Source organism: Pseudomonas sp. BSw22131 (assembly GCF_026810445.1).
Lineage (GTDB): Bacteria > Pseudomonadota > Gammaproteobacteria > Pseudomonadales > Pseudomonadaceae > Aquipseudomonas > Aquipseudomonas huanghezhanensis.
The window spans coordinates 3,182,828-3,206,819 of sequence record NZ_CP113949.1 but is presented as its reverse complement, the minus strand read 5'-3'; the positions used below and the strand labels follow the sequence as shown (position 1 = coordinate 3,206,819).

The window sequence follows — 23,992 nt, the reverse complement described above, 5'->3', positions numbered from 1 at the left end:
GGCCGGATCAATTGACCACTTCCGCACACAGACCAGGTTTTACAGATGCCGCTTGATCGAGACGCTGATATTGAGTTGCGCCTGTTGATCGAGGCGATCTATCTGAAGTACAGCTACGACTTCCGTGATTACTCGGGCGCTTCGGTCAAGCGCCGGGTTAGTCACGCGCTGCGCCAGTTTGAACTCAAGACCATTTCAGCGTTGCAGGAGCGGGTGTTACATGACCCATCGGCCTTCATGCAACTGCTGCAGTTTATGACGATTCCGGTCAGTGAAATGTTTCGTGATCCAAGCCATTTCCTTGCCATCCGCCAGGAAGTGGTGCCGTTGCTCAAGACCTATCCGTCGCTGAAGATCTGGATCGCGGGCTGCAGCACGGGCGAGGAGGTCTACTCGATGGCGATCCTGCTGCGTGAAGAAGGCTTGCTGGAACGGACGATCATCTACGCCACCGACATCAATCCGCGCTCGCTGGAGAAGGCCAAACAAGGCATTTTCTCCATGGAAAACATGCGTGCCTATAACGATAATTACCTGCGTGCGGGCGGCAAGCGGCTGCTTTCCGAGTACTACACGGCGGCCTACGACTACGCGATTTTCGATAAGACGCTGCGCGAGAACGTCACCTTCGCCGACCACAGTCTGGCGACCGACAGTGTGTTTTCAGAGACGCAACTGGTCTCCTGTCGCAATGTGCTGATCTACTTCAACAAGAAACTTCAAAACCGGGCGTTCGGGTTGTTTCACGAGTCCCTTAGCCATCGTGGCTTTCTGGTGCTGGGCAGCAAGGAAACGCTGGATTTCTCGGACTACAGCGGCCGGTTCGAGCCCTTGGTCAAACCTGAGCGGATTTACCGCAAATCATGAAAACTTCTTTCCAGACCGTTGACCTGGATGTCGACATCGGAGCAGCGCCGTTGCCTGCGGTGGATGCCATTGTGGTCGGCGCCTCTGCCGGGGGCGTGGAAGCGTTATTGAAGATTTTTACGCCGTTGCGGCTGGGTTACACGTTACCGATCATTGCCGTGCTGCATGTGCCGGACGAGCGCCGCAGCCAGTTGGCCGAAGTGTTCATGTCGCGCCTGCGCATTCCGGTCAAGGAAGCTGACGACAAGGAAGCACTGGTGCCGGGCACCTTGTACTTCGCATCGCCGGGCTATCATCTGTCGATTGAGGCAGACCTTACGTTTTCCTTCAGTCAGGAAGAACGGGTTTTTTACTCCCGGCCCAGCATCGATATCTTGTTTGACTCGGCGGCCGAAGCTTTCGGGCCCAGGCTTGCAGGTGTTCTGCTGACAGGCGCCAACAGCGACGGCGCTTACGGTTTGTCGCGAATCAAGCAAGGTGGCGGCTTTACCGTGGTGCAAGACCCTAGCCAGGCACAGGCGCGTGCAATGCCCGACGCAGCCCTTGCGTTACACACACCGGACTATCTTCTGCCTTTGCGTGACATCGGCGCATTGCTTGTCGAGCTGGAACGAACCGCATGCTGAGTGAAATACAAGCCAAACTGCTGATCGTCGACGATCTGCCGGAAAACCTTCTGGCGCTCGAAGCGTTGATCAAGCGTGAAGACCGACAGGTGTACAAAGCGTTGTCAGCGGATGAGGCACTGTCGTTGTTGCTGGAGCACGAGTTCGCCATGGCGATTCTCGACGTGCAGATGCCTGGCATGAACGGCTTTGAACTGGCTGAGTTGATGCGCGGCACCGAAAAGACCAAGAACATCCCGATTGTGTTCGTCAGTGCGGCGGGCCGCGAGCTGAATTACGCGTTCAAGGGTTACGAAAGCGGCGCCGTAGACTTTCTGCACAAGCCGTTGGATATCCATGCGGTCAAGAGCAAGGTCAACGTGTTTGTCGACCTGTATCGCCAGCGCAAGGCGCTCAAGCATCAGCTCGATGCGCTCGAGCGCGCGCGTCAGGAGCAAGAGGCGCTGTTGACGCAATTACAGTCGACCCAGAATGAGCTGGAGCACGCGGTCCGTATGCGCGACGACTTTATGTCTATCGTGTCCCACGAGGTGCGTACCCCGCTCAACGGGTTGATCCTCGAAACGCAGTTGCGCCAGTTGCACCTGGCCAAGGACAACGCTTCGGCGTTCACCATGGACAAGCTCAAGGCCATGGTTGACCGCGATGAGCGGCAGATCCAGAGCCTGATCCGGCTGATCGAGGACATGCTGGATGTATCGCGTATCCGCACCGGCAAGCTGTCGATTCGCACCAGCGCTTTCGACCTGGCTGAACTGGTGGTCAATCTGGTTGAAAGCTACTCGGCGCAGATTGCCGCTGCCGATTGCTCGGTGACATTGAGCGCCAAGACGCCAGTGATTGGCGTCTGGGACGAATTCCGGATCGAACAGGTGGTGGCGAATCTGCTGACCAATGCCCTGCGTTACGGCGCGCGCAAGCCAATCCACGTGAAGGTTTACATCGAAGCCAACGAGGCGCGGATCGATGTGGTGGACAAAGGCATCGGCATCAGCGAAGAGAACCAGAAGCGCATTTTCCAGCAGTTCGAACGCGTATCGGCCAAGCACGCGGTGGCAGGTTTAGGGTTGGGGTTGTTTATTTCAGACCAGATTGTCGCGGCGCACGGCGGGACTATTTCGGTCGAAAGTGAGGAAGGCAACGGCTCGCTGTTCCGCGTAAAGCTGCCGCTCTGAACGATGGACTGAGCGATGGACTGAGGTCTGCGCATTCGGCTTGGCGCCGACTGAAACGAACGTCTGTCGGGTCGTCGAAAACTGTTCGAGAATTTAACTGAAATCTTGCGCAACCTCCGCCAACAGGCATGGTCGTACGTGCAGCTATTTAAAGATCATAGGCGTTCAAATGAGCTCTGATGCAGAAAATGTCGTACTCATCGTCGAAGACGAACCGCTGATTCTGATGCTGCTTGCAGACTATCTGTCGGGCGAGGGCTACCGGGTGCTGCAGGCGGAAAACGGTGAGCAGGCATTCGAAATTCTTGCGACCAAACCCCACCTGGATTTGATGATTACCGATTATCGGCTGCCGGGTGGCATTTCCGGGGTGATGATCGCCGAGCCTGCAGTGAAGCTGCGGCCGGAACTCAAAGTGATCTTCATCAGCGGTTATCCTGCCGAGATCGTCGACTCGGGCAGCCCTATCGCTTCCAAAGCCCCCATCCTGGCCAAGCCCTTCACCATGGACACCCTGCATACGCAGATCCAGCGGTTGCTGAACTAACTCGCCTGGAACCCTGCATACCTCTATAGCCGCGAATTCATTCGCGCGGGGTGGGAGCTGATTCAGCCCGTGCCCGCGTTTCACCATCAAGCGGTGTCGTAACATCGGTACCGCATCAGCTTTCAATCATCTCTCGCACTTTGGCAGTCAGGTTGTCGAAGGCGAATGGCTTGGTGATCATCTGCATGCCGGTGTCGAGGAAACCCGCTCTCACTGCGGCATGTTCGGCGTAACCCGTGATGAAAAGCACTTTGAGCTCCGGGCGCAATTGGCGGCCGATTTCCGCCACCTGACGTCCATTCATGCCCGGCAGCCCGACATCGCTGATCATCAGGTCGATGCGTTGGTCTGACTCCAGTACCGGCACCGCACTCGTCCCGTCGCTCACTTCCAGATACGCATACCCCAGCTCGCTCAGCACCTGACACACCAGCGCGCGCACGGCGGGATCGTCCTCCACGATCAGTACCGTCTCGCCGGCTCTGGCCTCGACGGCATCAGACGGGCGGAGCGTATCGACTTCCACCTTGTCGCCCTGAAAGCGCGGCAGGAACAGGCGCACGGTGGTGCCTTCCCCAACGGTGCTTTCAATGGCCACGTGGCCGTGCGACTGCTTCGCGAAGCCGTAGATCATCGACAAGCCGAGCCCAGTGCCCTGGCCGATGGGTTTGGTGGTGAAAAACGGGTCAAAGGCCCGGTTGATCACGCTTTCCGGCATCCCGCTGCCGTTGTCCGACACGCTGAGCACCACGTAGTCGCCCGGCAACAGGTTTTCATAGTTGTTGGTGAAGCTGCGATCAAGATGCCGGTTAAATGTCTCGATTCTCAGCTTGCCGCCGTTGGCCATAGAATCGCGAGCATTGAGCACCAGGTTGAGCAGGGCGCTTTCCAGCTGATTAGGGTCAGCCTCGGCCGTCCACAACTGAGGCTCCAGGAGCATGTCCAGTTGGATGCTTTCGTTGATGCTACGGTTGAGCAACTCGCCCATGGAATGCACCAGCTCGTTCATTTCGACGGGCTTGGAGTCCAGCGATTGCCGCCGTGAAAAGGCCAGCAACCGGTGGGTGAGGGCGGCAGCGCGGTTGGCCGAGGTCACGCCCAGGTCGATCAGGCCATCAAGGTCATCCAGGCGCCCGCGCGCGATGCGCCGGCGCAATAGCTCCAGGCTGCCGATGATGCCAGTCAGCATATTGTTGAAGTCGTGGGCGATGCCGCCCGTGAGTTGGCCAACCGCTTCCATTTTCTGCGACTGGCGCAGCACTTCTTCGTTATGCCGAAGCTGTGACGTGCGTTCCTCAACCTCTTGCTCCAATGTTTCGTTGAGCCGGAGCAACTGCTGTTCAGCCAGTTTGCGCTCGGTGATGTCCGAGCTCACCCCTGCCAAGACGCTGACACGCCCGTTGCTGGCACGCATCGCCCGCGCCCGGACGTCGACCCAATTGAGAGAGCCGTCGGGCCAGACATTGCGAAATTCGATGACGAAATCGTCGCCGGTATCGAGGCTCTGTTGCAGCGCTGATTTCATGCGGGGCTGGTCTTCGAAATACACCGCGTCGAGCCAGTTCTGATAACTGAACGGCGCATCACCGGCATAGCCGTAGTGAGACTTGCTGGTGGCCGAGCATTCAAGCTCCAGAAACTCGGCTTCCAGCTGCCACGAGCCAAGACGCCCTGCGGTCAGCGCGTTTTGCAGGCGCTGCTCGCTTTCGAGCATGTCTTGCAGACGGCTGCGCGCCTCGTATTGACGACGACGGCTGCGCACAGCCGCCGTCACCAGACTCACCAGAGTGACCGGATGAAAAGGCCGTTCCAGAAACGTCACGTTACCGAGCAGCTTGCCAAACCCAGCGGAGGGATTCTGCTCAGGACCGCCATGGTGGGTCATCAGCACGATAGGCAAATCAGACCACGCAGGCTGGGCTGACAATTGCTCGAGCAACGGATTGATGTCCGATCCACGCAACGCTTCGTCCGCGATGATTGCCAGACCGGCACCAGAACTCAGCTCCCTGCTCAGTCCTTCGAGGTCGTGGGTGATCATCGCCGGGAAACCTGCTTCCTGCAGAATGCTCAATGCGATCTGACTGTCCCTGCCGCGCGGGGCGAGGATGATTGCTCGTTCCGATAACTGCCCGGTGGTGCTCAAGCGTCCTCATCCTTCAACAGCGGATTGCTCGCGCCCATGTAGTTCGGTACGCCACGAAGAACGCCCTGGAATTCACTCAGCGGCTCACCGATTTTCATCCCCTGCGAGCCGATGCGGTATTCGCGAATGGTCGATTCGTGCGTGCCGGTGCGTTTTTTGATGATTGAAATGGCGCGCCTTACCTGCCCCAGTGCCTCGAAGTAACGCAGCAGAATCACGGTGTCGGCCAAGTAGGTGATGTCCACCGGCGCACGCATGTCGCCGACCAGTCCGTGCTGTGCCACGGTCATGAACGTCGCAGCGCCCTTACGATTGAGGTACAGCAGCAGCTCGTGCATGTGCAGAACAAGTGCGTTTTCTTCCGGCATCGCGGCCTGATAACCGTTCAGGCTGTCGATAACCACGGTACGGATGCCTTTTTGATCGACGCTGCGGCGTACCCGGTGAGAGAACTCGCCCGGTGAAAGCTCCGCCGCGTCAACCTGCTCGATCAACAGATTGCCCGTATCTTGCAGCGCTTGAAGGTCGATGTTCATCTGCTTCATGCGCTGGAACAGCAGGCCCATTTCCTCATCGAAAATAAACAGGCCGACTTTTTCACCACGCGCCACCGCAGCGGCGGCGAACACCAGTGAGATAAGCGATTTACCCGTCCCCGCAGGGCCGAGGATCAAAGTGCTGGAACCACCGTCGATGCCGCCGCCCAGCAGGGCATCGAGCTCGGTAATGTTGCTGCTCAGTTGCTTGCGCTCGAAGCGGTTGCGGTGTTCCGCTGCGACCAGACGCGGAAACACGTGTATGCCGTCGGCCATGATCGTGAAATCGTGGTACCCGCCGCGGTATTTCTGACCCCGGTATTTCACCACACGCACTCGACGGCGTTCGGCGCCGTAGTTGGGTGTCAATTCTTCTAGCCGGATCACGCCGTGCGCGACGCTGTGAACAGTCTTGTCGAGCGCCTCGGTGGTCAGGTCGTCAAGCAAGACCACGGTTGCGTCGTAACGCGTGAAATAGTGCTTGATCGCAAGAATTTGCCGGCGATAGCGCAACGAGCTTTGCGCCAGCAAGCGGATCTCGGACAGGCTGTCGATAACCACCCGTTTGGGTTTGACCCGCTCCACGACCTCGAAAATCTGTCGGGTGGCTTCACCCAGCTCAAGGTCCGAAGAGTAGAGGAGACTTTGCTGATGCTCGGCATTCAACAGGTCTTCCGGGGGTGTCAGTTCGAAGATGCTGATGTTTTCGTCCAGCTCCCAGCCGTGGGAGCGGGCACCGTCGCGTAGCTCGCGTTCGGTTTCCGACAAGGTGATGTAGAGCGAGCGTTCCTTCTCGGCGGCGCCTGCCAGCAAAAATTGCAGCGCGATGGTGGTTTTGCCGGTGCCGGGTTCTCCTTCAAGCAGGAATACGTGGCTGCGTGAAAGCCCTCCTGCAAGGATGTCGTCCAGCCCGTCAATACCGGTTGCTGCTTTTGATGTAGTCAAGAATCGCCCTCTTGCGACCTGAGAAATAAACGAGCGTCGATGACTCTTCAACGCTCAGGCTGCGGTTTTCCTTCATTTTTTGCGAAGGTTCGCTGCCAAAATACTGGACCTCGCGCCATTCCCGCCGTTCAGAATATTTGCGTCGAACGGACGATCCGCCAGGCCTTGGCGTCCTGTAAATGGCGCATCCGAAGCCTGCGGTCTGACGAATGCGCTTGCTATAGTCCGGCGCCCGGGCACGGCAGTTTCACGCCACGCCCTTCCAGTTATCACGCTCAAAGGATTGCCAACGTGTCCGACTACACCGCGTTCAAGGTCGAATTGACCGACCACATTGCCCATGTCCAGATCAACCGTCCTGACAAGGCAAACGCCATGAACGCGCCGTTTTGGCACGAGATCATGGAGATTTTCGAGTGGGCTGACGGCACCGAAGACGTGCGCGTGGTGGTGCTGAGCGGCGTGGGTAAACACTTTTCATCGGGCATCGATCTGATGCTGCTGGCGTCAGTGGCCAGCGAACTGGGCAAAGACGTGGGCCGCAATGCGCGTATGCTGCGGCGCAAGATCTTACAGATGCAGGCATCGTTCAGTGCTGTGGATCAATGCAGTAAACCGGTGCTGGCGGCGGTTCAGGGCTATTGCATCGGTGGGGCGATCGATTTGATCTCGGCGTGCGACATGCGCTACGCCGCCGACGACGCGCTGTTTTCGATTCGTGAAATCGACATGGGCATGGCGGCCGATGTCGGCACGTTGCAGCGTCTACCGCGTTTGATCGGCGACGGTATCGTGCGGGAGCTGGCGTATACGGGGCGCAACGTCACTGCCGAGGAAGCGCAGCGTATTGGCCTGGTCAATCGCACGTTTGCCGATTTCCCGCAGTTGCTTGAAGGCGTGTTCGCCGTCGCTCGCGACATTGCCGCCAAGTCTCCCGTTGCCATCAACGGCACGAAACGCATGATCAGCTATATGCGTGATCACAGTGTCAACGATGGTCTTGAATACGTTGCCACGTGGAACGCTGCCATGTTGCAATCCCCAGACCTGAAACTGGCTGTGGCTGCTCACATGAGTAAGCAGAAGCCGGTCTTCGACAATTGAATGTTCGACCACTGACATAGCCAACACGCCCGCGACGGGTCGGGGCCAGGCGCTCCGAGCGCCGGGTCGCCAGCGGTGTGTTCGCGCAAGAGGAGTTCTGTCATGACGCGCCCGAGGCGTTGGAGCACTGCCGTTCTGGATACCCAAAAGGTGGGCGGTATGGCCGTAGTTCACGGCGATCAAGGTTTTTTGCTGGACGGCAACGGCGTGATGTTTTCGCGTGAATGGCTCAAGCATCTGGACCTTCCCGTGGTTAGCGAGCACGGCATCGGCCATTTCGATGGCGAGCCGGTTTATCTGCTGGTGCTGGAAAAGTCGGTGCCGGTCGAAGGGGCGGGCTGGCAGACGTTGCGCCAATTCATGATGGGCGATGACGCCGATGTCTATCAGGTGCTCGCCTACGCGGCACAGATCAGCACCTGGGCCCGGGAGCATCGGTTTTGCGGCAATTGCGGACGCCGCGCCGAGCAAGTCCCGGGCGAGCGCGCGATGCATTGCGCGCACTGCGAATTACGCTATTACCCGCGTATTTCTCCGAGCATGATCGTGCTGATCACGCGCGGCGACGAGGTGCTGCTGGCGCGCTCTCCGCGTTTTGTCACGGGGGTGTACAGCACGCTGGCAGGGTTCGCCGAGCCGGGGGAGTCCGCAGAGGATTGTGTGCGCCGGGAGGTCATGGAGGAGGTGCAGCTCAAGGTCAGGAACATTCAGTACAAAGGCAGCCAGTGCTGGCCGTTCCCGCACTCGATGATGCTGGGCTTTCACGCGGAGTACGAGAGTGGCGAGATCGTGCCCCAGGCCGACGAGATCGAGGATGCGCAGTGGTTCAGCATCCACGATATGCCGACGTTGCCGGCCAGTCGTTCCATCGCGCGTTACCTGATCGAGCTGTATCTGGCGCAGCGCTCAGGCGCCGCCGAACCAGTGCTGCCAGGCTAGCCTGACGGTCAGCCCAAGAACCACGGTGATGAACACGGGGCGGATAAATTTGGCGCCGCCCTTGATCGCCGTGCGTGCGCCGAGGAACGCGCCCACCATCAGCGCCGATCCCATGCACAGGCCGATGGCCCAGTCGACCTGGCCGTTGAAGGCGAACACCGACAGCGCTGCGGCGTTGCTGACGAAGTTCATGCTGCGCGCCACGCCGCTGGCTTTGACCAGGTCGATGGGATAAATCAGCAGCGTACTGACCGTCCAGAACGCGCCCGTACCTGGGCCAGCCACGCCGTCGTAAAATCCAAGCCCCAGTCCTTGCGGCAATTGCCATCGGGTCTTGATCGGCTGGTTGCTGTCCAGCGGCGCTTTGGGCGTACCACCAAACAGCAAGTACACGCCGCAGCCGAAGACGATCACAGGAAGCATCTGGTTCAGCCATTCCGCTGGCAGGTAATGCGCGACGACAGCGCCGATCAGTGCGCCGACAGCGGTGCCGATCAACGCGTGTTTCCATTGCGCGGGATGAAACAGCTTGCGCCGATAGAACGTGAAGCCAGCTGTCGCGGAGCCGAAGGTTGAACTGAGTTTGTTGGTACCCAGCACCAGATGCGGCGGCAGCCCGGCGGTGAGCAATGCCGGTGTGGTCAGCAGCCCGCCACCGCCGGCAATGGCATCGATGAAACCGGCAAAAAAAGCTACTACGGCGAGCACCGCCAGCGTGGTGAGATCAACACTGAGTTCGAAAGGCATGAAGGCAGGCTTACTTGGCAGACAGGCAGAAAGGCTGCCCGGAAGCGGCACATTCTACCTGTATGGCGGGCTTTTGTGGCCCTGCTCCAAGCCGTGGAAGCGGCTCCTGCGGCCTTCGGCCAGAATCAAACCCCTGGAGCGCAGCAAATCTCCGCAGCGCCCCACAGATCTCTGTGGCAGCCACGAGCTGTCACCCCACAAATCCCTTTAGGAGCGCACGAGCCCCGCGAGGCCGCGATGGGCCGCGCAGCGGCCCCAAAACCAGACGCTCAGGTCGCACTTGAAGCACCGCTTTCGCAGGTTCTACGGCTGCTGAGCGGTCGGCCGCGACCCCGGCAGATCGTCATAATGCGGCCCGGATCAAGCCACGCTCTTACAGGCTGAAATGCGCAGCGGCCGACGCTAAACCTCCTTCAGCGCCACCCATCGCTGTTCCCTGGCCGCCAGCCGGATTGCCGCCGCCAGTCTTTCCACCTGCCACGCTTCTTCGAAATCTGCGCCATCATTGCCATTGCCGCAGACGGCCTGAATCAGCGCGTGGACCTCCAGCGTTTTGAGTTCGTTGTAACCCAGCTGATGCCCTGGCGCGGGGCAAAACGCCGCGTAACCTGGGAGTGAAGGCCCAGCGAGCAAACGCTGGAAACCGTCCCGGTCACCGACCCGGCAAAGGCGCAGCTCGTTCAAGCGTTCCTGATCGAACGCCAGCGTGCCTTGGGTGCCACTGATTTCAAAGCTCAGGTGGTTTTTATAACCGTGCTTGAGCCAACTGCTGCTGAACGTCCCGCGCGCCCCATTGGCAAAACGCAGCAACGCGTGGGTCTGATCGTCGATGGTGATGGGCCGTTGCTGTTGGCTGTCGGTCGAGGCTGGCCGGGATGCATGCACTGTATTCGAATCCGCACAGACTGATTCGACGTCGCCCAATAAGTAGCGCGCCATGGCCAGCAGGTGGCTGCCCAAATCCGCCAATGCGCCACCCGCGTGCGCGGCCTCGCAGCGCCATGACCACGCAGCCATCGGGTCGCCCATGAAATCTTCGCTGAACTCCCCCTGAAAGCTGACAATCTGCCCCAGTTCACCGCTGTCGATCATCTGCCGCGCCAGGACGATCATTGGATTGTGCTGATAGTTGTAGCCGGCCCTGGTGACGACACCGGCTTTTTTGGCGGCGCGCTGCATCTGATCGGCCTGTTGCAGTGTCACGGCCAGCGGCTTCTCGCAATACACCGTCTTGCCCGCTTCAAGTGTCGCCATCGCCATCGGAAAATGCAGGTGGTTGGGCGTAGTGATCGCCACCAGATGCACGGCTGGATCGTTGATCAAGTGTTCCCATTGGCCATGGCTGCGCTCGAACCCCCAACTGTTAGCGCATTGCTCGGCGCGGGCCGCATCCGCATCGGCCAGCGCCACCAGTTTGAGCTGCACAGGGAGATCGAAGGTAGAGCGGGCACTGTGAAACGCCAGGGCGTGGGCTCGGCCCATGAAGCCGGTGCCGATCAGGCCGATACCTAAAACAGGAAGAGATTCGCGCATGACAGCGTCCTTGAAGGATTGTTGTTGTGCGCAAAATGTAGGGGGTGAGGGGGATGGGATGGAATCTTTATTCCATCAGAAAGACCTCAGGTTAGCCTCAAGCCTCAAGCTAGAAACTTGCAGCTTGCAGCTTGCAGCTTGCAGCTTGCAGCTTGTGGCTTGTGGCTTACGGCTTACGGCTTACGGCTTCAAGCGAGATAACCGCCATCCACATTCAACGCCACGCCCGTGGTGTAGCTCGACGCTTCACTGGCGAGGTACAGCACCGCGCCGGCCATCTCGCTCGGGGCGGCAACACGCTTGAGCGGAATTTGCAGCAGCGCGGTGTTGAGGATTTTCTCGTTGCTGACCAGCGCCGATGCGAACTTGGTGTCCGTCAGGCCCGGCAGCAGCGCGTTGCAGCGGATGCCAAATTGCGCGCACTCCTTGGCGAACACTTTGGTCATGTTGATGACCGCTGCCTTGGTCATCGAATAAATGCCCTGGAAGTCGCCGGGGGAGACGCCATTGATCGACGCGACGTTGATGATGCTGCCGCCGCCGTGGTCGCGCATCAGTTTCCCGGCCTCCACCGACATGAAGAAGTAACCGCGGATGTTGACGTCGACGGTCTTCTGGAACGCACCGAGGTCGGTGTCCAGAACATTGCAGAACTGCGGATTGGTTGCGGCGTTATTGACGAGGATATCGAGGCGCCCGAACTGCTCGCGGATCTGGTTGAACGCGGCGCTGATCTGCTCCATTTCACCGATGTGGCAGGCGATTGCAGTGGCTTTGCCGCCGTCCGCGATGATCGCGTCGGCGACATGCTGGCAGCCTTCGATCCGACGGCTCGATACGATCACATGCGCACCTTGTTGGGCGAGCAGTTTGGCAATGGCTTCACCGATCCCCCGGCTGGCGCCTGACACGAAAGCGATCTTGCCGTCGAGGTCGAAAAGGTGAGTCTTGGGCATGTTGTCTTCCTTATGTTGTCGCCATCGGGTGCGTTCACAGTTGGATAGAGCGGCAATGAGCGTATTAATGCTAACGACCTATAGCTGCGATGTGTCGATGACCTTGAGCGCCATGCGCTCGAGTAATTGATTCATGTGGATGAACTGCGCGAAGCGCTTGTCCCGGGTTTGTCCATGGAAAAACCGGAAGTAAATCTGCTGCACGATTCCGGCCAGGCGAAACAGGCCGTAGGTGTAGTAAAAGTCAAAATTATCAATGCGAATCCCGGACCGCTCGGCGTAGTACGCCACGAACTGTTCACGGGTCAGCATGCCCGGCGCATGGCTGGGCTGGCGCCGCATCAACTGCACCGGCGCAGGATCATCGGCCTGAATCCAGTACGCCAGGCTGTTGCCCAAGTCCATCAATGGATCGCCCAGCGTCGTCAGTTCCCAGTCGAGAACGCCAATGATCTGCATCGGGTTCTGCGGGTCGAGGATGACGTTGTCGAAGCGGTAATCGTTGTGCACCAGGCTTGAGACGGGGTGGTCCGGGGGCTGCTTCTCGGCAAGCCAGGCGGCGACCCTCTGCCAGCCTGGCGCATCGGGTGTGCGGGCCTTTTCATAACGCTCCGTCCAGCCGCGAATCTGACGCTCGACGTAACCCTGCGGTTTGCCGAGGTCGCCCAGGCCGCAGGCGGTGTAGTCGACCTGGTGCAGATCAACCAGCTTGTCGACGAAGCTCTTGCACAAGGCTTCGGTCTGCTGAGGGTCCAGATCCAGCTCAGCCGGTAAGTCGGAACGCAGGATGATGCCGTTGACCCGTTCCATCACGTAGAACTCGGCGCCGATGATCGTCTCGTCGGTGCAGTGCACATAGGCTTTCGGGCAATACGGAAACGCGTCCTTGAGCTGATTGAGAATGCGGAACTCACGGCCCATGTCGTGGGCTGATTTGGCTTTGTGCCCAAACGGTGGACGGCGTAGCACCAGTTCCTGCCCGGGGTAGGTGAGAAGATAGGTCAGATTCGACGCACCGCCCGGAAACTGGCTGATGACGGGCAGGCCGTTTAACCCGGGGATGTGAGACTTGAGGTAAGGATCAATCAGGACAGCATCGAGTTCTTCGCCGGAACGAACCTCGGTAGATGTGTCGGTGAGTGCCATGCTTATCCCTGCTGATTATTATGGGTGGCCAGGATCATTGACTAATCTAATGTTTGCACACGTGCGCTCACAAGCTCGAAGCGGTGTTATTGGCGAGCGTGTTACAGCTTGATCAGCCGTTTTGATCAGCCATCAGGAACTTGGCGTAGAAGTTCAGAGCAAAAAAAACCGAAGCCTGGAAGCTTCGGTTTTGGTATTTCACTGAGCGATCACGCGGGGAACAGTTCGCTCAGCTTCATCGCCAGCATCATGTCGCCTTCAGCGCGCAGCTTGCCGGCCATGAAGGCTTGCATGCCGTCGGTTTCGCCGCTGACGATCCCTTCCAGGGTTTCGCCATCCATGACCAGCGTCACTCGTGCGTCAGGGTTTTCGCCTTCCTGCAGTTCGCAGGTGCTGTCCTTCACAATGAGGGAGAAGTTTTTGGTTTCGTCGATACGGAAACCGAAAACCAGGTCCAGGCCCGCAGCGGCACTTGGGTTGAACTTGGCTTTCATGGATTGAACGGAGTCGGCTACGGAGGTCATGGTGGAGTCCTTTTTAGAGTGATTGCTGGCACCTTGCGGGTGCGGTTGGCCGTGCTCAGCGGTAAGTGATGAGCTCCGGCGACTTCATCAGTTGCAGATGCGCGTGACTGTTGAAGGAAGCCAGTGATACCTCGCTGCCCCGGAATTTCAGGTGGCTGAGCGAGGTGTTGACGATTTGCCAGTTGAGTTCAAACGCCTGCGCAGCCGGCATTTGGGTGATTGTCTGGAGAAGGGCGGTGATGGTACCGCCGGAGGTAAACACGGCGATGTGGTCATGGGGGGCGGCGTTGGCGACAATGCGGTCGAGGCCTGCCTTGGCCTGTGCCACGAATACGAGCCAGCTTTGCAGCGCTGGCGTGTCATGTTGACCGCCTACCCACCGGCTGATGATCAATGCAAACAGGCGCTGAAACTCGGCGCGGTTGTGAGCGGCGTTACGCATCACATCAAGTGCACCGGGCTCGTCCTTCAGCAAGTCGGTTAACAGCGCCCTAATCACTGCCTCTGCGTCGAATTCATCGAATGCGCTGTCGGTTTCCAGTGACGGAGCAGGGAGCCCGTTAAGCGTCAATTGCGCCAGAGCGGTCTGCGCTGTGTCGCGTTGACGTCTCAGGCTGCCCGTGACGCAGCGATCAAGCGTGAGTCCGATGTCGGCAAGGTGTGCGCCGAGCACGTGCGCCTGACGATGACCGTTGGGCGACAGCACGTCGTAATCGTCTGCACCAAAGGAGGCCTGGCCATGTCGTATCAGATAGATGCTGCCCACGTCCGCGTCGCCCGGGTACGTTGAAAGTGCTGCGAGGTTATGAGGACCGCGTGGGGTCTGTCAATGAAAAAACATACGCTTGTTTGAATCGTGGTTTGTATTGATCTTTGCCCGCGCCGTCGCTGGCTCAGCGCACAGCGCGCCGGTATGCTGAGGGGGTTCGCGAGCCTAGGCACGCCGCTCGCCATGTCTCTGTTTCGTTATGTCTTAAAGGAGCACCTGTGGAGTTTTTGTACGATTACGCCAGCTTTCTGGCCAAAACGGTCACGCTGGTCATCGCAATCGTGGTGGTGCTCGTGGCCATCGCGTCCATGCGCGGAAAAGGGCGCCGTCGCAGCGGCGGTCAGTTGCAGGTCATCAAGCTCAACGAGTTCTACAAAGGCCTGCGCGAGCGTCTGGAGCAGTCGCTGCTCGACAAGGATCGCTTGAAGGCGCTGCGTAAAGAGCAGGCCAAGACGCTGAAAAAGGACGCCAAAGTCACCAAGTCCACTGCAGACGGCAAGGGTCGGGTGTATGTCCTGGATTTCGACGGCGACATCAAGGCCTCGGCAACAGAGAGCATGCGCCACGAGATCACAGCCCTGCTGACCCTCGCCACTTCCAAGGACGAAGTGGTACTGCGCCTTGAAAGCGGCGGCGGCATGGTCCACAGCTATGGCCTGGCGTCGTCTCAACTGGCGCGTATTCGTCAGGCGGGCATCCCGCTGACCATCTGCATCGATAAAGTCGCGGCCAGCGGCGGCTACATGATGGCGTGCATCGGCACGCGCATCATCAGTGCGCCGTTTGCCATCCTTGGCTCCATCGGCGTTGTGGCGCAGTTGCCGAACGTCAATCGCCTGCTGAAAAAGCACGACATCGATTACGAAGTGCTCACAGCCGGCGAGTACAAACGCACGCTGACCGTATTTGGCGAAAACACCGAAAAGGGCCGCGAGAAATTCCAGCAAGACCTGGACATCACGCATGAGCTGTTCAAGAACTTCGTGGCCAGCTATCGACCGCAATTGCAGATCGATGAAGTGGCGACCGGCGAGATCTGGCTGGGCATGGCTGCGTTGGACAAGCAGTTGGTGGACGAGCTTAAAACCAGCGACGAATACCTGTCGGAACGCGCCAAGACAGCGGATGTGTTCCACCTGCGCTACGCAGAACGCAAGAGCCTGCAAGAGCGCGTGGGGCTGGCGGCCAGCGGTTCGGTTGACCGGCTGGTGACGGGCTGGTGGTCGCGACTGACACAGCAACGTTTTTGGTGATCACACACCGACCCTGTGTGAGCTGACGAGCCCGAGCGAGGCTGCGATTCGGTACACCTGACACACCGCAATCGCAGCCTTCGTACCTCGTCAGCTCCTGCATTGACCCCGTTCGAATCGAAGGATCGAGTGAGGCGGTTCAGCCACAAAAAAGCCCCGGCTCCTCACGAAACCGGGGCTTTTTATTTGCTGCGCATCAGCTCAACGATCAGCGACGCCGAAACAACGGCAGCGGCTCATCTGCCGAAGCTTGATACGTCACCGAAAAGTCCTTTAACCCCTCAAGTGCTTCGTACGGGTCTTTGTCCGCGCGAATTGCAAACGCATCGAAGCCACAGCGGTGCATGTAGAACAGTTGATCGCGCAACACGTCACCGATAGCCCGCAGTTCGCCTTTGAAGCCGTAACGATCACGTAGCAGGCGTGCGTTGGAGAAGTTACGACCGTCGGTGAATGCAGGGAAATTCAAAGCGATGACCTGGAAATGATCGACGTCGTCACCTATTTCCTCGGCTTCTTCGTCGCTGTCCAGCCAGACACCCAGGCCGCCGTCACGGGCTTTCAGCGCGTAGGCATGTTCGCGCCACAGCGACAGAGGCACGATCAGGTCGTCGCAGTTGGACAAGCTGTCCAGCGTTGTGTCCTTGGGCAGCAGGTGCCAGGTTTCGTCGATGACTTCGTTGTTCTTAATGATTCGCTGCATAGACGCGCTCCTTGAAAGGGTCAATGCCGATCCGCTGGAACGTGTCGATGAAGCGCTCGTCCTCAGTGCGTTTTTCAACGTAAACGTCGATCAGCTTCTCGATCACATCCGGCATGACGTCCTGTGCGAATGAAGGCCCCAGGATCTTGCCCAGACTGGCGTCGCGGCTGGCGCTCCCACCCAGCGAGACCTGGTAGAACTCTTCGCCTTTCTTGTCCACGCCCAGAATGCCGATGTGGCCGACGTGGTGGTGACCGCACGCGTTCATGCAGCCGGAGATGTTCAGGTCCAGCTCGCCGATGTCGAACAGGTAATCAAGATCATCGAAACGGCGCTGGATGGACTCGGCAATCGGGATCGATTTAGCGTTGGCCAGCGAGCAGAAATCGCCGCCAGGGCAGCAGATGATATCGGTCAGCAGGCCAATGTTCGGCGTGGCAAACCCTTGCTCGCGCAACTCGCCCCACAGTGCCAACAACTGGCTCTGCTCGACGTCTGCCAGGATGATGTTTTGCTCGTGGGAGGTGCGCAGCTGGCCGAAGCTGTAGCGCTCGGCGAGGTCTGCGATGCCGTCGAGCTGTTTGTCGGTCGCATCGCCTGGCGCAACGCCCGTTGGCTTGAGCGACAGGGTCACGGCCGCATACCCCGGCTTTTTGTGCGCCAGGACATTGCGCGACCGCCACCGTGCAAAACCCGGCTGCTCTTTGTCGAGCTGAGCCAGTTCGGCGCTGTAGTCCTTCAAGACGGTGTATTCGGGGTCGACGAAGTGTTTGGCAACGCGCTGCACTTCGGCTTCGGTCAACGTGGTCTGGCCGCCGCGCAGGTGAACCATCTCTGCTTCGACCTTTTCTGCGAAGACTTCAGCGGTAAGCGCCTTGACCAGAATCTTGATCCGCGCTTTGTACTTGTTGTCGCGACGACCATAGCGATTGTAAACACGCAGGATGGCGTCGAGGTAGCTCAGCAGGTCTTGCCAGGGCAGGAATTCATTGATGAACGCGCCCACCACCGGCGTACGGCCAAGACCGCCGCCGACCAGTACTCGAAAGCCCAGCTCGCCCGCATCGTTGAGCACCGGCTCAAGACCGATGTCGTGGACTTCAATGGCAGCACGGTCTGCGCTTGAACCGTTGATGGCAATCTTGAACTTGCGCGGCAGGTAAGCGAATTCCGGGTGGAAAGTCGTCCATTGCCGGACGATTTCACACCACGGACGTGGATCGACCAACTCATCGGCAGCGACACCGGCGAACTGATCGGTGGTCACGTTGCGCAGGCAGTTGCCGCTGGTCTGGATGGCGTGCATTTGCACGGTGGCCAGTTCGGCGAGGATATCGGGAATGTCTTCCACCGCGGGCCAGTTGAACTGCACGTTCTGGCGGGTGCTGACGTGCGCGTAGCCCTTGTCGTAGTCACGGGCGATCTTCGCCAGCATCCGTGCCTGACGTGAGGTCAATTGGCCGTAGGGAACTGCCACGCGCAGCATCGGCGCGAAGCGTTGGATATAAAGGCCGTTTTGCAGGCGAAGAGGGCGAAATTCTTCTTCGCTCAGCTCCCCGGCCAGGTAGCGGCGGGTCTGATCTCGGAACTGCTTGACGCGGTCCTCGACGATCCGCTGATCGTACTCGTCGTATACGTACATGGTGGTCCTGTTCTCAGGCGGTTCACTGCTTGGGCGAGCTGAAATACGAGGTGTTGGCGCTCGCTCATTCAGGCCCGCTAAACAAATCTGCGCGCACGGCCGCGCACTCCCAACGGAGCCGGTGGAAGATACCCGTTTTTAGTTATGCGCAAAAGTGACGTTTGAATATATGCAAAGAACCAAAAGTGCTAAGCGGGGATGTCACTCGTCTTAACCACACTTGTGATATGGACAAGGCTCGACTTTACTCAGGTCGGGACCAACGTCAAATGCTTTGGTCGCTTTCATCTGCACTCACCCATAAGAACTGACAAGAGGCGATGCAATGAGTAACCATCCTAAAGTTGCCAAATCTGATAGGCGCGTCGATGCCTGGGCCATCTTCTTCATTATTATTCTCGTCGTGGGTGCCGCGGTGTTCTGGATGAACCACCAGTGACGCCGTAATGCATGCGCAAGTTCTGCCATGGCGCGCCGATAAATCGGCAATGAGAGTGTCGGGCAGGCGACGTTCATGCGGTGGGGTAGCAACGTTCGATGCGTGTGAAGCGGCTTTTTGCCCATCTGCTGTTGTACGCAGCCAGCCTGTGGGCGGGGTGCGCTGGCGCCGCGTCCGTTGTGTTTCTCAACCCGGGATCGGCACCCGATCCTTATTGGTCGAGCTATTCGCGTTTCATGCAGGCGGCGGCTGAAAAGCTGAACATCGCCTTGCAGGTGCGCTACACCGACCGCGACACCCGTATCTTGCTGACTTACGCCCGCGAGGCGTTGAAGGGCGAGCATCGTCCTGACTATCTGGTGTTTTCCAACGAACTCAATGTCGCGCCGGAAATCCTGCGGTTATCTGTCGGCAGTGGCGTCAAGTTGATGGCCGTCAACAACACCTTGACCGCCGACCAGCTGAAGATCCTCGGTGATCTTGGTGAGCGTTATCCTGACTTTCTCGGGAGCCTCGTCGCCAATGACGAAGAGGGCGGCTACGTGATGGCCAAGCGGCTGATCGAACTGCACCCGCCAGTGCCCGCAGGGCAAACCATAGAGATGCTGGCGTTTTCCGGCACCAATACCACACCGGTTTCTTCGTTGCGCGAGCGCGGTCTGTACCGTGCACTCGCCGAGCACCCGCAAGTGCGTTTGCGTCAGATCGTGCTGAGCGGTTGGCGTCGAGACAGGGCCGAGGAACAAGCGCTGACGCTGCTCAAGCGTTATCCCGGTGTGAGCCTTGTGTGGGCGGCGAATGACCTGATGGCCTTTGGCGCCATGGATGCAGTCAAGGCGCTCGGCAAGCAGCCCGGCAAAGATGTGCTGTTTGGCGCGATCAACGATTCCACCGCCGCGTTGCAGGCACAATTGGAAGGTCGGCTGAACGTGATGCTTGGCGGGCATTTCACGTTGGGCGGTTGGGCGCTGGTGTTGCTGCATGACTACGACAAAGCAGATCCGCTGACGCGCCAACCTATAGGCGACTTGCTCGTGCGAGCGTTGCAGGTCAAAGAACGTCGCGATGTGCTGCAGTACATGGGTGCCAATATGCGCGATGATTTCGGGATTGATGTACGCGAGTTCACCGAAGGCCGCAGCCCAGAAGGGAGTAATTCGCCCTTCGTGCCTGCTGATGTACTGCGCTGACACTCGCAATCAGCTGGGGAATGGGCTCAGATCCAGGCGACGTTATTGGGTTCAGCCTTCCTGAAGACGCTGCACCAACGAGTTGGCTTCCACAGGACAGCGGCGCACGACCTGTAGCCGCGAATTCATTCGCGGGGTGCCGTGGTTGATTCAACCCGAGAGGCCGCCTTTCCAAAAGTTGGCCGCTATCAAGCAGACGTTATGGAATTGATTTAAGAGGCACAAAAATTGTGCTACTGCGCCTGGGGCTTGGGCGTCCGGTTTGCCAACGATGGGCTGCGCAGCAGTCCTGAAAAATAGCTTCGCGGGCAAGCCTTGCTCCAACGGCCTACGGGCAGAATCAAAAGAACGCGCGCGGCTCCAGTGTGATGCACGACAACGCGACGCCTCTTCTACAGAATGCAGTGCGTGGCTTTGATAACAGTTGCGGGCCCTGCAGAGGTCCCGCAACAGAGGGGCCTCGCTTACTCGTCATACCCCAGATTCGGCGCCAGCCAGCGTTCGGTCACGTTCATGTCCTGACCTTTGCGGGCGTTGTAGCTTTCGACCTGATCCTTGTCGACCTTACCCACCGCAAAGTACTGAGCCTGCGGGTGAGCGAAGTACCAGCCGCTGACCGCTGCGGCCGGGAACATCGCATAGTGCTCGGTCAAAAACACCCCGCTGATGCCCGGTTTGCCGTCCCCGTGAGTAGGGTCGAGCAGGTCGAACAGCTGCGCCTTCTCGGTGTGGTCCGGGCAGGCCGGGTAGCCGGGGGCAGGGCGGATGCCAAGGTATTTCTCTTTGATCAGGTCATCGTTGTCCAGCGACTCATCCTGAGCGTAGCCCCAATGTTCTTTACGCACTTGCTGATGCAGCCACTCGGCGCAAGCCTCGGCCAGACGGTCGGCCAGCGCCTTGACCATGATCGCGTTGTAATCATCGCCCGCGTCCTGATAGGCCTTGGACACCTCTTCAGCTCCAATCCCGGCGGTCGTGATGAAGCCGCCGATGTAATCGTTCACGCCGCTGTGTTTGGGCGCCACAAAGTCGGCGAGGGAAAAGTTCGGCTTGCCGTCGGTCTTGATGATCTGCTGGCGCAGGTGATGCAATTTCGCCACCGGCTGACCGTCATCGCCGTACAGCTCCAGGTCATCGTGATCGACCTGATTGGCCGGCCAGAAGCCAAACACCGCACGGGCGCGAATCAGTTTCTCGTCGATCAGTTTGCGCAGCAGTTGCCGGGCGTCGTGGAACAATGACGTCGCCGCTTCGCCAACCACTTCATCGGTCAGGATGCGCGGGTATTTGCCGGCCAGATCCCAGGAGATAAAGAACGGTGTCCAGTCGATGTACTCGGCCAGAACGTTCAGGTCGATGTCTTCCAGCACCCTGGCGCCGGTAAACGTTGGCTTGACCGGCGCATAGTTCGCCCAGTCAAACTGCGGCTTCTTGGCGATCGCCGCGCCGTAGCTCAAACGCTCGGTGCGGGCGCTGCGGGCGGACGTGCGCTCACGCACTTCGACATATTCAAGGCGGGTCTTCTCGATGAACGCAGGCTTGAGCTCTTTGGACAGGAGCTGTGTCGCGACGCCTACTGCACGGGACGCATCGGTAACGTAAATCACGGCGTCGTTGCTGTACTTGGGTTCGATCTTCACCGCCGTGTGCGCTTTGGAGGTGGTGGCGCCACCGATCATGAGCGGCAGATGGAAATCCTGACGCTGCATTTCACGGGCGACGTGGACCATCTCGTCCAACGACGGGGTGATCAGCCCGGACAGACCGATGATGTCGCACTTCTGCTCTTTGGCGACCTGGAGGATTTTCTCGGCTGGCACCATCACGCCCAGATCGACGATGTCGTAACCGTTACAGCCCAGCACCACGCCGACGATGTTTTTGCCGATGTCGTGGACGTCGCCCTTGACCGTGGCCATGAGGATCTTGCCCTTGGCCTCCGGTTTGTCGCCTTTTTCTTCTTCGATGAACGGGATCAAGTGCGCGACCGCCTGCTTCATCACGCGTGCGGACTTGACTACCTGCGGCAGGAACATTTTGCCCGAGCCGAACAGATCGCCGACGATGTTCATGCCCGACATCAACGGGCCTTCGATGACTTCGATAGGGCGCTTGAAGGACTGGCGCGACTCTTCGGTGTCCTCGACGATGTGCGTGGTAATGCCCTTGACCAGTGCATGCTCAAGGCGTTTGTTCACCTCCCAGCTGCGCCACTCTTCGGTTTCCGCCTCTTTGACGCTGCCGTCACCCTTGAACTTGTCGGCAATCGCCAGCAGCGCGTCTGTGCCTTCGGGCGTACGGTTGAGCACCACGTCTTCCACGGCGTCGCGCAACTCGGCCGGGATCTGGTCATAGATTTCCAGCTGGCCGGCGTTGACGATGCCCATGCTCAGGCCGTTGCGGATCGCGTGCAGCAAGAACACCGAGTGGATCGCTTCACGCACCGGGTTGTTGCCCCGGAACGAGAACGACACGTTGGACACGCCGCCTGAGGTCAGGGCGTGGGGCAGGTGATCGCGGATGTAGGCACAGGCGTTGATGAAGTCGACGGCGTAGTTGTTGTGCTCTTCGATGCCGGTGGCGATGGCGAAGATGTTCGGGTCGAAGATGATGTCTTCAGGCGGGAAGCCCACTTCGTTGACCAGAATGTCGTAGGAGCGCTTGCAGATTTCCTTCTTGCGCGCTTCGGTGTCGGCCTGACCCTGTTCATCGAACGCCATCACCACCACGGCCGCGCCGTAGCGCTTGCACAGCTTGGCGTGATGAATGAACTGCTCGACGCCTTCCTTCATGCTGATCGAGTTGACGATGCCCTTGCCCTGAATGCACTTGAGGCCCGCTTCGATGACTTCCCATTTAGAGGAGTCGATCATGATCGGTACGCGGGAAATGTCCGGCTCGCCAGCAATCAGATTGAGGAAGGTCACCATCGCCTTCTTCGAATCCAGCATGCCCTCGTCCATGTTGATGTCGATGACCTGGGCGCCGGCCTCGACCTGCTGCAGGGCGACTTCCAGGGCTTCGGTGTAGTTGTCCTCACGGATGAGGCGGGCAAAGCGCGCGGAGCCCGTGATGTTGGTGCGCTCGCCAACGTTGATGAACAACGAGCTGCGATCAATGGTGAACGGTTCAAGCCCGCTGAGGCGACAGGCTTTCGGGATGTCCGGAATCACACGCGGTGCGTAGCCTTTTACCGCGTTGGCGATGGCCTTGATGTGCCCGGGCGTCGTGCCGCAGCAACCGCCCACGATATTGAGGAAACCGCTCTGGGCGAATTCTTCGATCACCGCTGCGGTCTGGTTTGGCGCTTCGTCGTACTCGCCAAACTCGTTAGGCAGCCCGGCGTTGGGGTGGGCGGAGATATGGGTGTTGGCCTTGTTCGACAGCTCTTCGAGATAGGGCCGCAGTTCGCTCGCGCCAAGCGCGCAGTTCAGCCCCACGGAAATCGGTTTGGCGTGGCTGACCGAGTTCCAGAACGCTTCAGTGGTCTGGCCAGACAGGGTGCGTCCGGAGGCATCGGTGATGGTGCCGGAAATCATGATCGGCAGCTCGAAACCCAGCTCGTCGAACACGCCCTGTACGGCAAAGATTGCCGCCTTCGCGTTGAGCGTGTCGAAGATGGTTTCGATGAGGATAAGGTCCGCACCACCTTCGATCAGGCCTTTGGTGGCTTCTGTGTAGTTCTCGACCAGTTCGTCGAAGGTGACGTTGCGATAGCCCGGGTTGTTGACGTCGGGGGACAGCGAGCACGTGCGGCTGGTCGGGCCGAGCACGCCCGCCACAAAGCGCGGTTTGTCCGGGGTTTCGAGGGTTTTGGCGTCGGCTACTTTACGGGCGAGGCGGGCGCCCTCGACGTTCAGCTCGTATACCAGCGCTTCCATGCCATAGTCGGCCTGGGATACCTGAGTGGCGTTGAACGTGTTGGTTTCGAGAATATCGGCGCCGGCGTCCAGATATTCCTTCTCGATGGCACCAATGACGTCCGGGCGCGTCAGGATCAACAGGTCGTTGTTGCCTTTGATGTCGCTTGGCCAGTCCGCGAATCGTTTGCCGCGATAGTCTTCTTCCTCCAGGCGATAGCTCTGGATCATGGTGCCCATGCCACCGTCGAGGATCAGGATCCGCTCTTTTAAGGCCTGATTAAGTGCTTGAAGACGCGCGTTGCGATCTGACATTGGGCTACCCGGTGAAGAACACTGAAAATG

General features: G+C 59.0%; 19 protein-coding genes. 8 read left to right on the top strand and 11 right to left on the bottom strand.

Annotated elements, in window-relative coordinates:
* Positions 1–45: 45 nt before the first annotated feature.
* The 4 genes from OYW20_RS14280 to OYW20_RS14265 all read left to right on the top strand — a co-directional run bounded on the left by OYW20_RS14280 (position 46) and on the right by OYW20_RS14265 (position 3,215).
* Positions 46–867, top strand: coding sequence for a CheR family methyltransferase (locus OYW20_RS14280; RefSeq protein WP_268796621.1), 822 nt, complete (start codon positions 46–48; stop codon positions 865–867).
* A complete protein-coding gene (locus OYW20_RS14275) occupies positions 864–1,493 on the top strand; it encodes a chemotaxis protein CheB (RefSeq protein WP_268796620.1) in 630 nt (209 codons plus the stop codon). Before OYW20_RS14280 ends, OYW20_RS14275 begins: the two co-directional genes overlap by 4 nt.
* On the top strand, positions 1,487–2,668 hold the full coding sequence (locus tag OYW20_RS14270; protein ID WP_268796619.1) for a hybrid sensor histidine kinase/response regulator: 1,182 nt from the start codon (positions 1,487–1,489) through the stop codon (positions 2,666–2,668). Before OYW20_RS14275 ends, OYW20_RS14270 begins: the two co-directional genes overlap by 7 nt.
* A gap of 169 nt (positions 2,669–2,837) precedes the next feature.
* Complete coding sequence (locus OYW20_RS14265) at positions 2,838–3,215, top strand: response regulator (RefSeq protein ID WP_268796618.1); 378 nt, start codon at positions 2,838–2,840, stop codon at positions 3,213–3,215.
* Between the two features lie 115 nt (positions 3,216–3,330).
* Here OYW20_RS14265 and OYW20_RS14260 read toward each other — a convergent pair whose 3' ends face one another.
* Both OYW20_RS14260 and OYW20_RS14255 read right to left on the bottom strand, forming a co-directional pair.
* Entirely contained in the window at positions 3,331–5,361 is a 2,031-nt protein-coding gene (locus OYW20_RS14260; protein ID WP_268796617.1) for a hybrid sensor histidine kinase/response regulator, read from the bottom strand.
* Entirely contained in the window at positions 5,358–6,842 is a 1,485-nt protein-coding gene (locus tag OYW20_RS14255) for an ATPase domain-containing protein (protein WP_268796616.1), read from the bottom strand. Before OYW20_RS14255 ends, OYW20_RS14260 begins: the two co-directional genes overlap by 4 nt.
* 291 nt (positions 6,843–7,133) lie before the next feature.
* Between OYW20_RS14255 and OYW20_RS14250 the strand changes: the two genes are divergently transcribed.
* A complete protein-coding gene (locus tag OYW20_RS14250; RefSeq protein ID WP_268796615.1) occupies positions 7,134–7,946 on the top strand; it encodes a crotonase/enoyl-CoA hydratase family protein in 813 nt (270 codons plus the stop codon).
* A gap of 102 nt (positions 7,947–8,048) precedes the next feature.
* A complete protein-coding gene (gene nudC, locus OYW20_RS14245; protein WP_268796614.1) occupies positions 8,049–8,885 on the top strand; it encodes an NAD(+) diphosphatase in 837 nt (278 codons plus the stop codon).
* Here the strand turns inward: nudC and OYW20_RS14240 are convergent.
* The 6 genes from OYW20_RS14240 to OYW20_RS14215 all read right to left on the bottom strand — a co-directional run bounded on the left by OYW20_RS14240 (position 8,853) and on the right by OYW20_RS14215 (position 14,557).
* Positions 8,853–9,632 (bottom strand): TSUP family transporter, encoded by a 780-nt coding sequence (locus OYW20_RS14240; RefSeq protein ID WP_268796613.1) that lies wholly within the window; start codon positions 9,630–9,632, stop codon positions 8,853–8,855. The genes nudC and OYW20_RS14240 overlap by 33 nt on opposite strands.
* A 402-nt stretch (positions 9,633–10,034) precedes the next feature.
* Positions 10,035–11,165 carry a Gfo/Idh/MocA family protein gene (locus OYW20_RS14235; protein WP_268796612.1) on the bottom strand — a complete coding sequence of 377 codons (1,131 nt, stop codon included), beginning with the start codon at positions 11,163–11,165 and terminating at the stop codon, positions 10,035–10,037.
* A 188-nt stretch (positions 11,166–11,353) separates the two neighbouring features.
* Positions 11,354–12,121: an SDR family oxidoreductase gene (locus OYW20_RS14230; protein WP_268796611.1), complete on the bottom strand. Its 768-nt coding sequence runs from the start codon at positions 12,119–12,121 to the stop codon at positions 11,354–11,356.
* Between the two features lie 78 nt (positions 12,122–12,199).
* Positions 12,200–13,267: a phosphotransferase family protein gene (locus tag OYW20_RS14225; RefSeq protein WP_268796610.1), complete on the bottom strand. Its 1,068-nt coding sequence runs from the start codon at positions 13,265–13,267 to the stop codon at positions 12,200–12,202.
* 209 nt (positions 13,268–13,476) lie between these two features.
* The gene (locus OYW20_RS14220; RefSeq protein ID WP_268796609.1) at positions 13,477–13,791 is read right to left on the bottom strand and encodes an SCP2 sterol-binding domain-containing protein; all 315 of its coding nucleotides are present in this window, start codon (positions 13,789–13,791) and stop codon (positions 13,477–13,479) included.
* Positions 13,792–13,846: 55 nt separating this feature from the next.
* Positions 13,847–14,557, bottom strand: coding sequence for a histidine phosphatase family protein (locus OYW20_RS14215; protein ID WP_268796607.1), 711 nt, complete (start codon positions 14,555–14,557; stop codon positions 13,847–13,849).
* A 221-nt stretch (positions 14,558–14,778) separates the two neighbouring features.
* On the opposite strand from OYW20_RS14215, the gene sohB reads away from it, so the two are divergent.
* Positions 14,779–15,813 (top strand): protease SohB, encoded by a 1,035-nt coding sequence (sohB, locus tag OYW20_RS14210; RefSeq protein ID WP_268796606.1) that lies wholly within the window; start codon positions 14,779–14,781, stop codon positions 15,811–15,813.
* 208 nt (positions 15,814–16,021) lie between these two features.
* On the opposite strand, the gene OYW20_RS14205 is transcribed toward sohB, so the two are convergent.
* Both OYW20_RS14205 and OYW20_RS14200 read right to left on the bottom strand, forming a co-directional pair.
* The gene (locus OYW20_RS14205; protein WP_268796605.1) at positions 16,022–16,516 is read right to left on the bottom strand and encodes a DUF934 domain-containing protein; all 495 of its coding nucleotides are present in this window, start codon (positions 16,514–16,516) and stop codon (positions 16,022–16,024) included.
* Positions 16,500–18,158 carry a nitrite/sulfite reductase gene (locus OYW20_RS14200; protein ID WP_268796604.1) on the bottom strand — a complete coding sequence of 553 codons (1,659 nt, stop codon included), beginning with the start codon at positions 18,156–18,158 and terminating at the stop codon, positions 16,500–16,502. The genes OYW20_RS14205 and OYW20_RS14200 overlap by 17 nt, the downstream gene beginning before the upstream one ends.
* 543 nt (positions 18,159–18,701) lie before the next feature.
* Between OYW20_RS14200 and OYW20_RS14195 the strand changes: the two genes are divergently transcribed.
* The gene (locus OYW20_RS14195; protein ID WP_268801139.1) at positions 18,702–19,787 is read left to right on the top strand and encodes an ABC transporter substrate-binding protein; all 1,086 of its coding nucleotides are present in this window, start codon (positions 18,702–18,704) and stop codon (positions 19,785–19,787) included.
* 464 nt (positions 19,788–20,251) lie between these two features.
* Here the strand turns inward: OYW20_RS14195 and metH are convergent, their stop codons facing one another.
* The gene (gene metH, locus OYW20_RS14190; RefSeq protein ID WP_268796603.1) at positions 20,252–23,962 is read right to left on the bottom strand and encodes a methionine synthase; all 3,711 of its coding nucleotides are present in this window, start codon (positions 23,960–23,962) and stop codon (positions 20,252–20,254) included.
* Between the last annotated feature and the right edge of the window lie 30 nt (positions 23,963–23,992).

Coding starts and splice junctions, on each gene's coding strand:
- OYW20_RS14275 (WP_268796620.1), top strand. CDS start 864: ATGAAAACTTCTTTCCAGACCGTTGACCTGGATGTCGACATCGGAGCA.
- nudC (WP_268796614.1), top strand. CDS start 8,049: ATGACGCGCCCGAGGCGTTGGAGCACTGCCGTTCTGGATACCCAAAAG.
- OYW20_RS14270 (WP_268796619.1), top strand. CDS start 1,487: ATGCTGAGTGAAATACAAGCCAAACTGCTGATCGTCGACGATCTGCCG.
- OYW20_RS14225 (WP_268796610.1), bottom strand. CDS start 13,267: ATGGCACTCACCGACACATCTACCGAGGTTCGTTCCGGCGAAGAACTC.
- OYW20_RS14265 (WP_268796618.1), top strand. CDS start 2,838: ATGAGCTCTGATGCAGAAAATGTCGTACTCATCGTCGAAGACGAACCG.
- OYW20_RS14280 (WP_268796621.1), top strand. CDS start 46: ATGCCGCTTGATCGAGACGCTGATATTGAGTTGCGCCTGTTGATCGAG.
- OYW20_RS14205 (WP_268796605.1), bottom strand. CDS start 16,516: ATGCAGCGAATCATTAAGAACAACGAAGTCATCGACGAAACCTGGCAC.
- OYW20_RS14200 (WP_268796604.1), bottom strand. CDS start 18,158: ATGTACGTATACGACGAGTACGATCAGCGGATCGTCGAGGACCGCGTC.
- OYW20_RS14230 (WP_268796611.1), bottom strand. CDS start 12,121: ATGCCCAAGACTCACCTTTTCGACCTCGACGGCAAGATCGCTTTCGTG.
- metH (WP_268796603.1), bottom strand. CDS start 23,962: ATGTCAGATCGCAACGCGCGTCTTCAAGCACTTAATCAGGCCTTAAAA.
- OYW20_RS14235 (WP_268796612.1), bottom strand. CDS start 11,165: ATGCGCGAATCTCTTCCTGTTTTAGGTATCGGCCTGATCGGCACCGGC.
- OYW20_RS14240 (WP_268796613.1), bottom strand. CDS start 9,632: ATGCCTTTCGAACTCAGTGTTGATCTCACCACGCTGGCGGTGCTCGCC.
- OYW20_RS14220 (WP_268796609.1), bottom strand. CDS start 13,791: ATGACCTCCGTAGCCGACTCCGTTCAATCCATGAAAGCCAAGTTCAAC.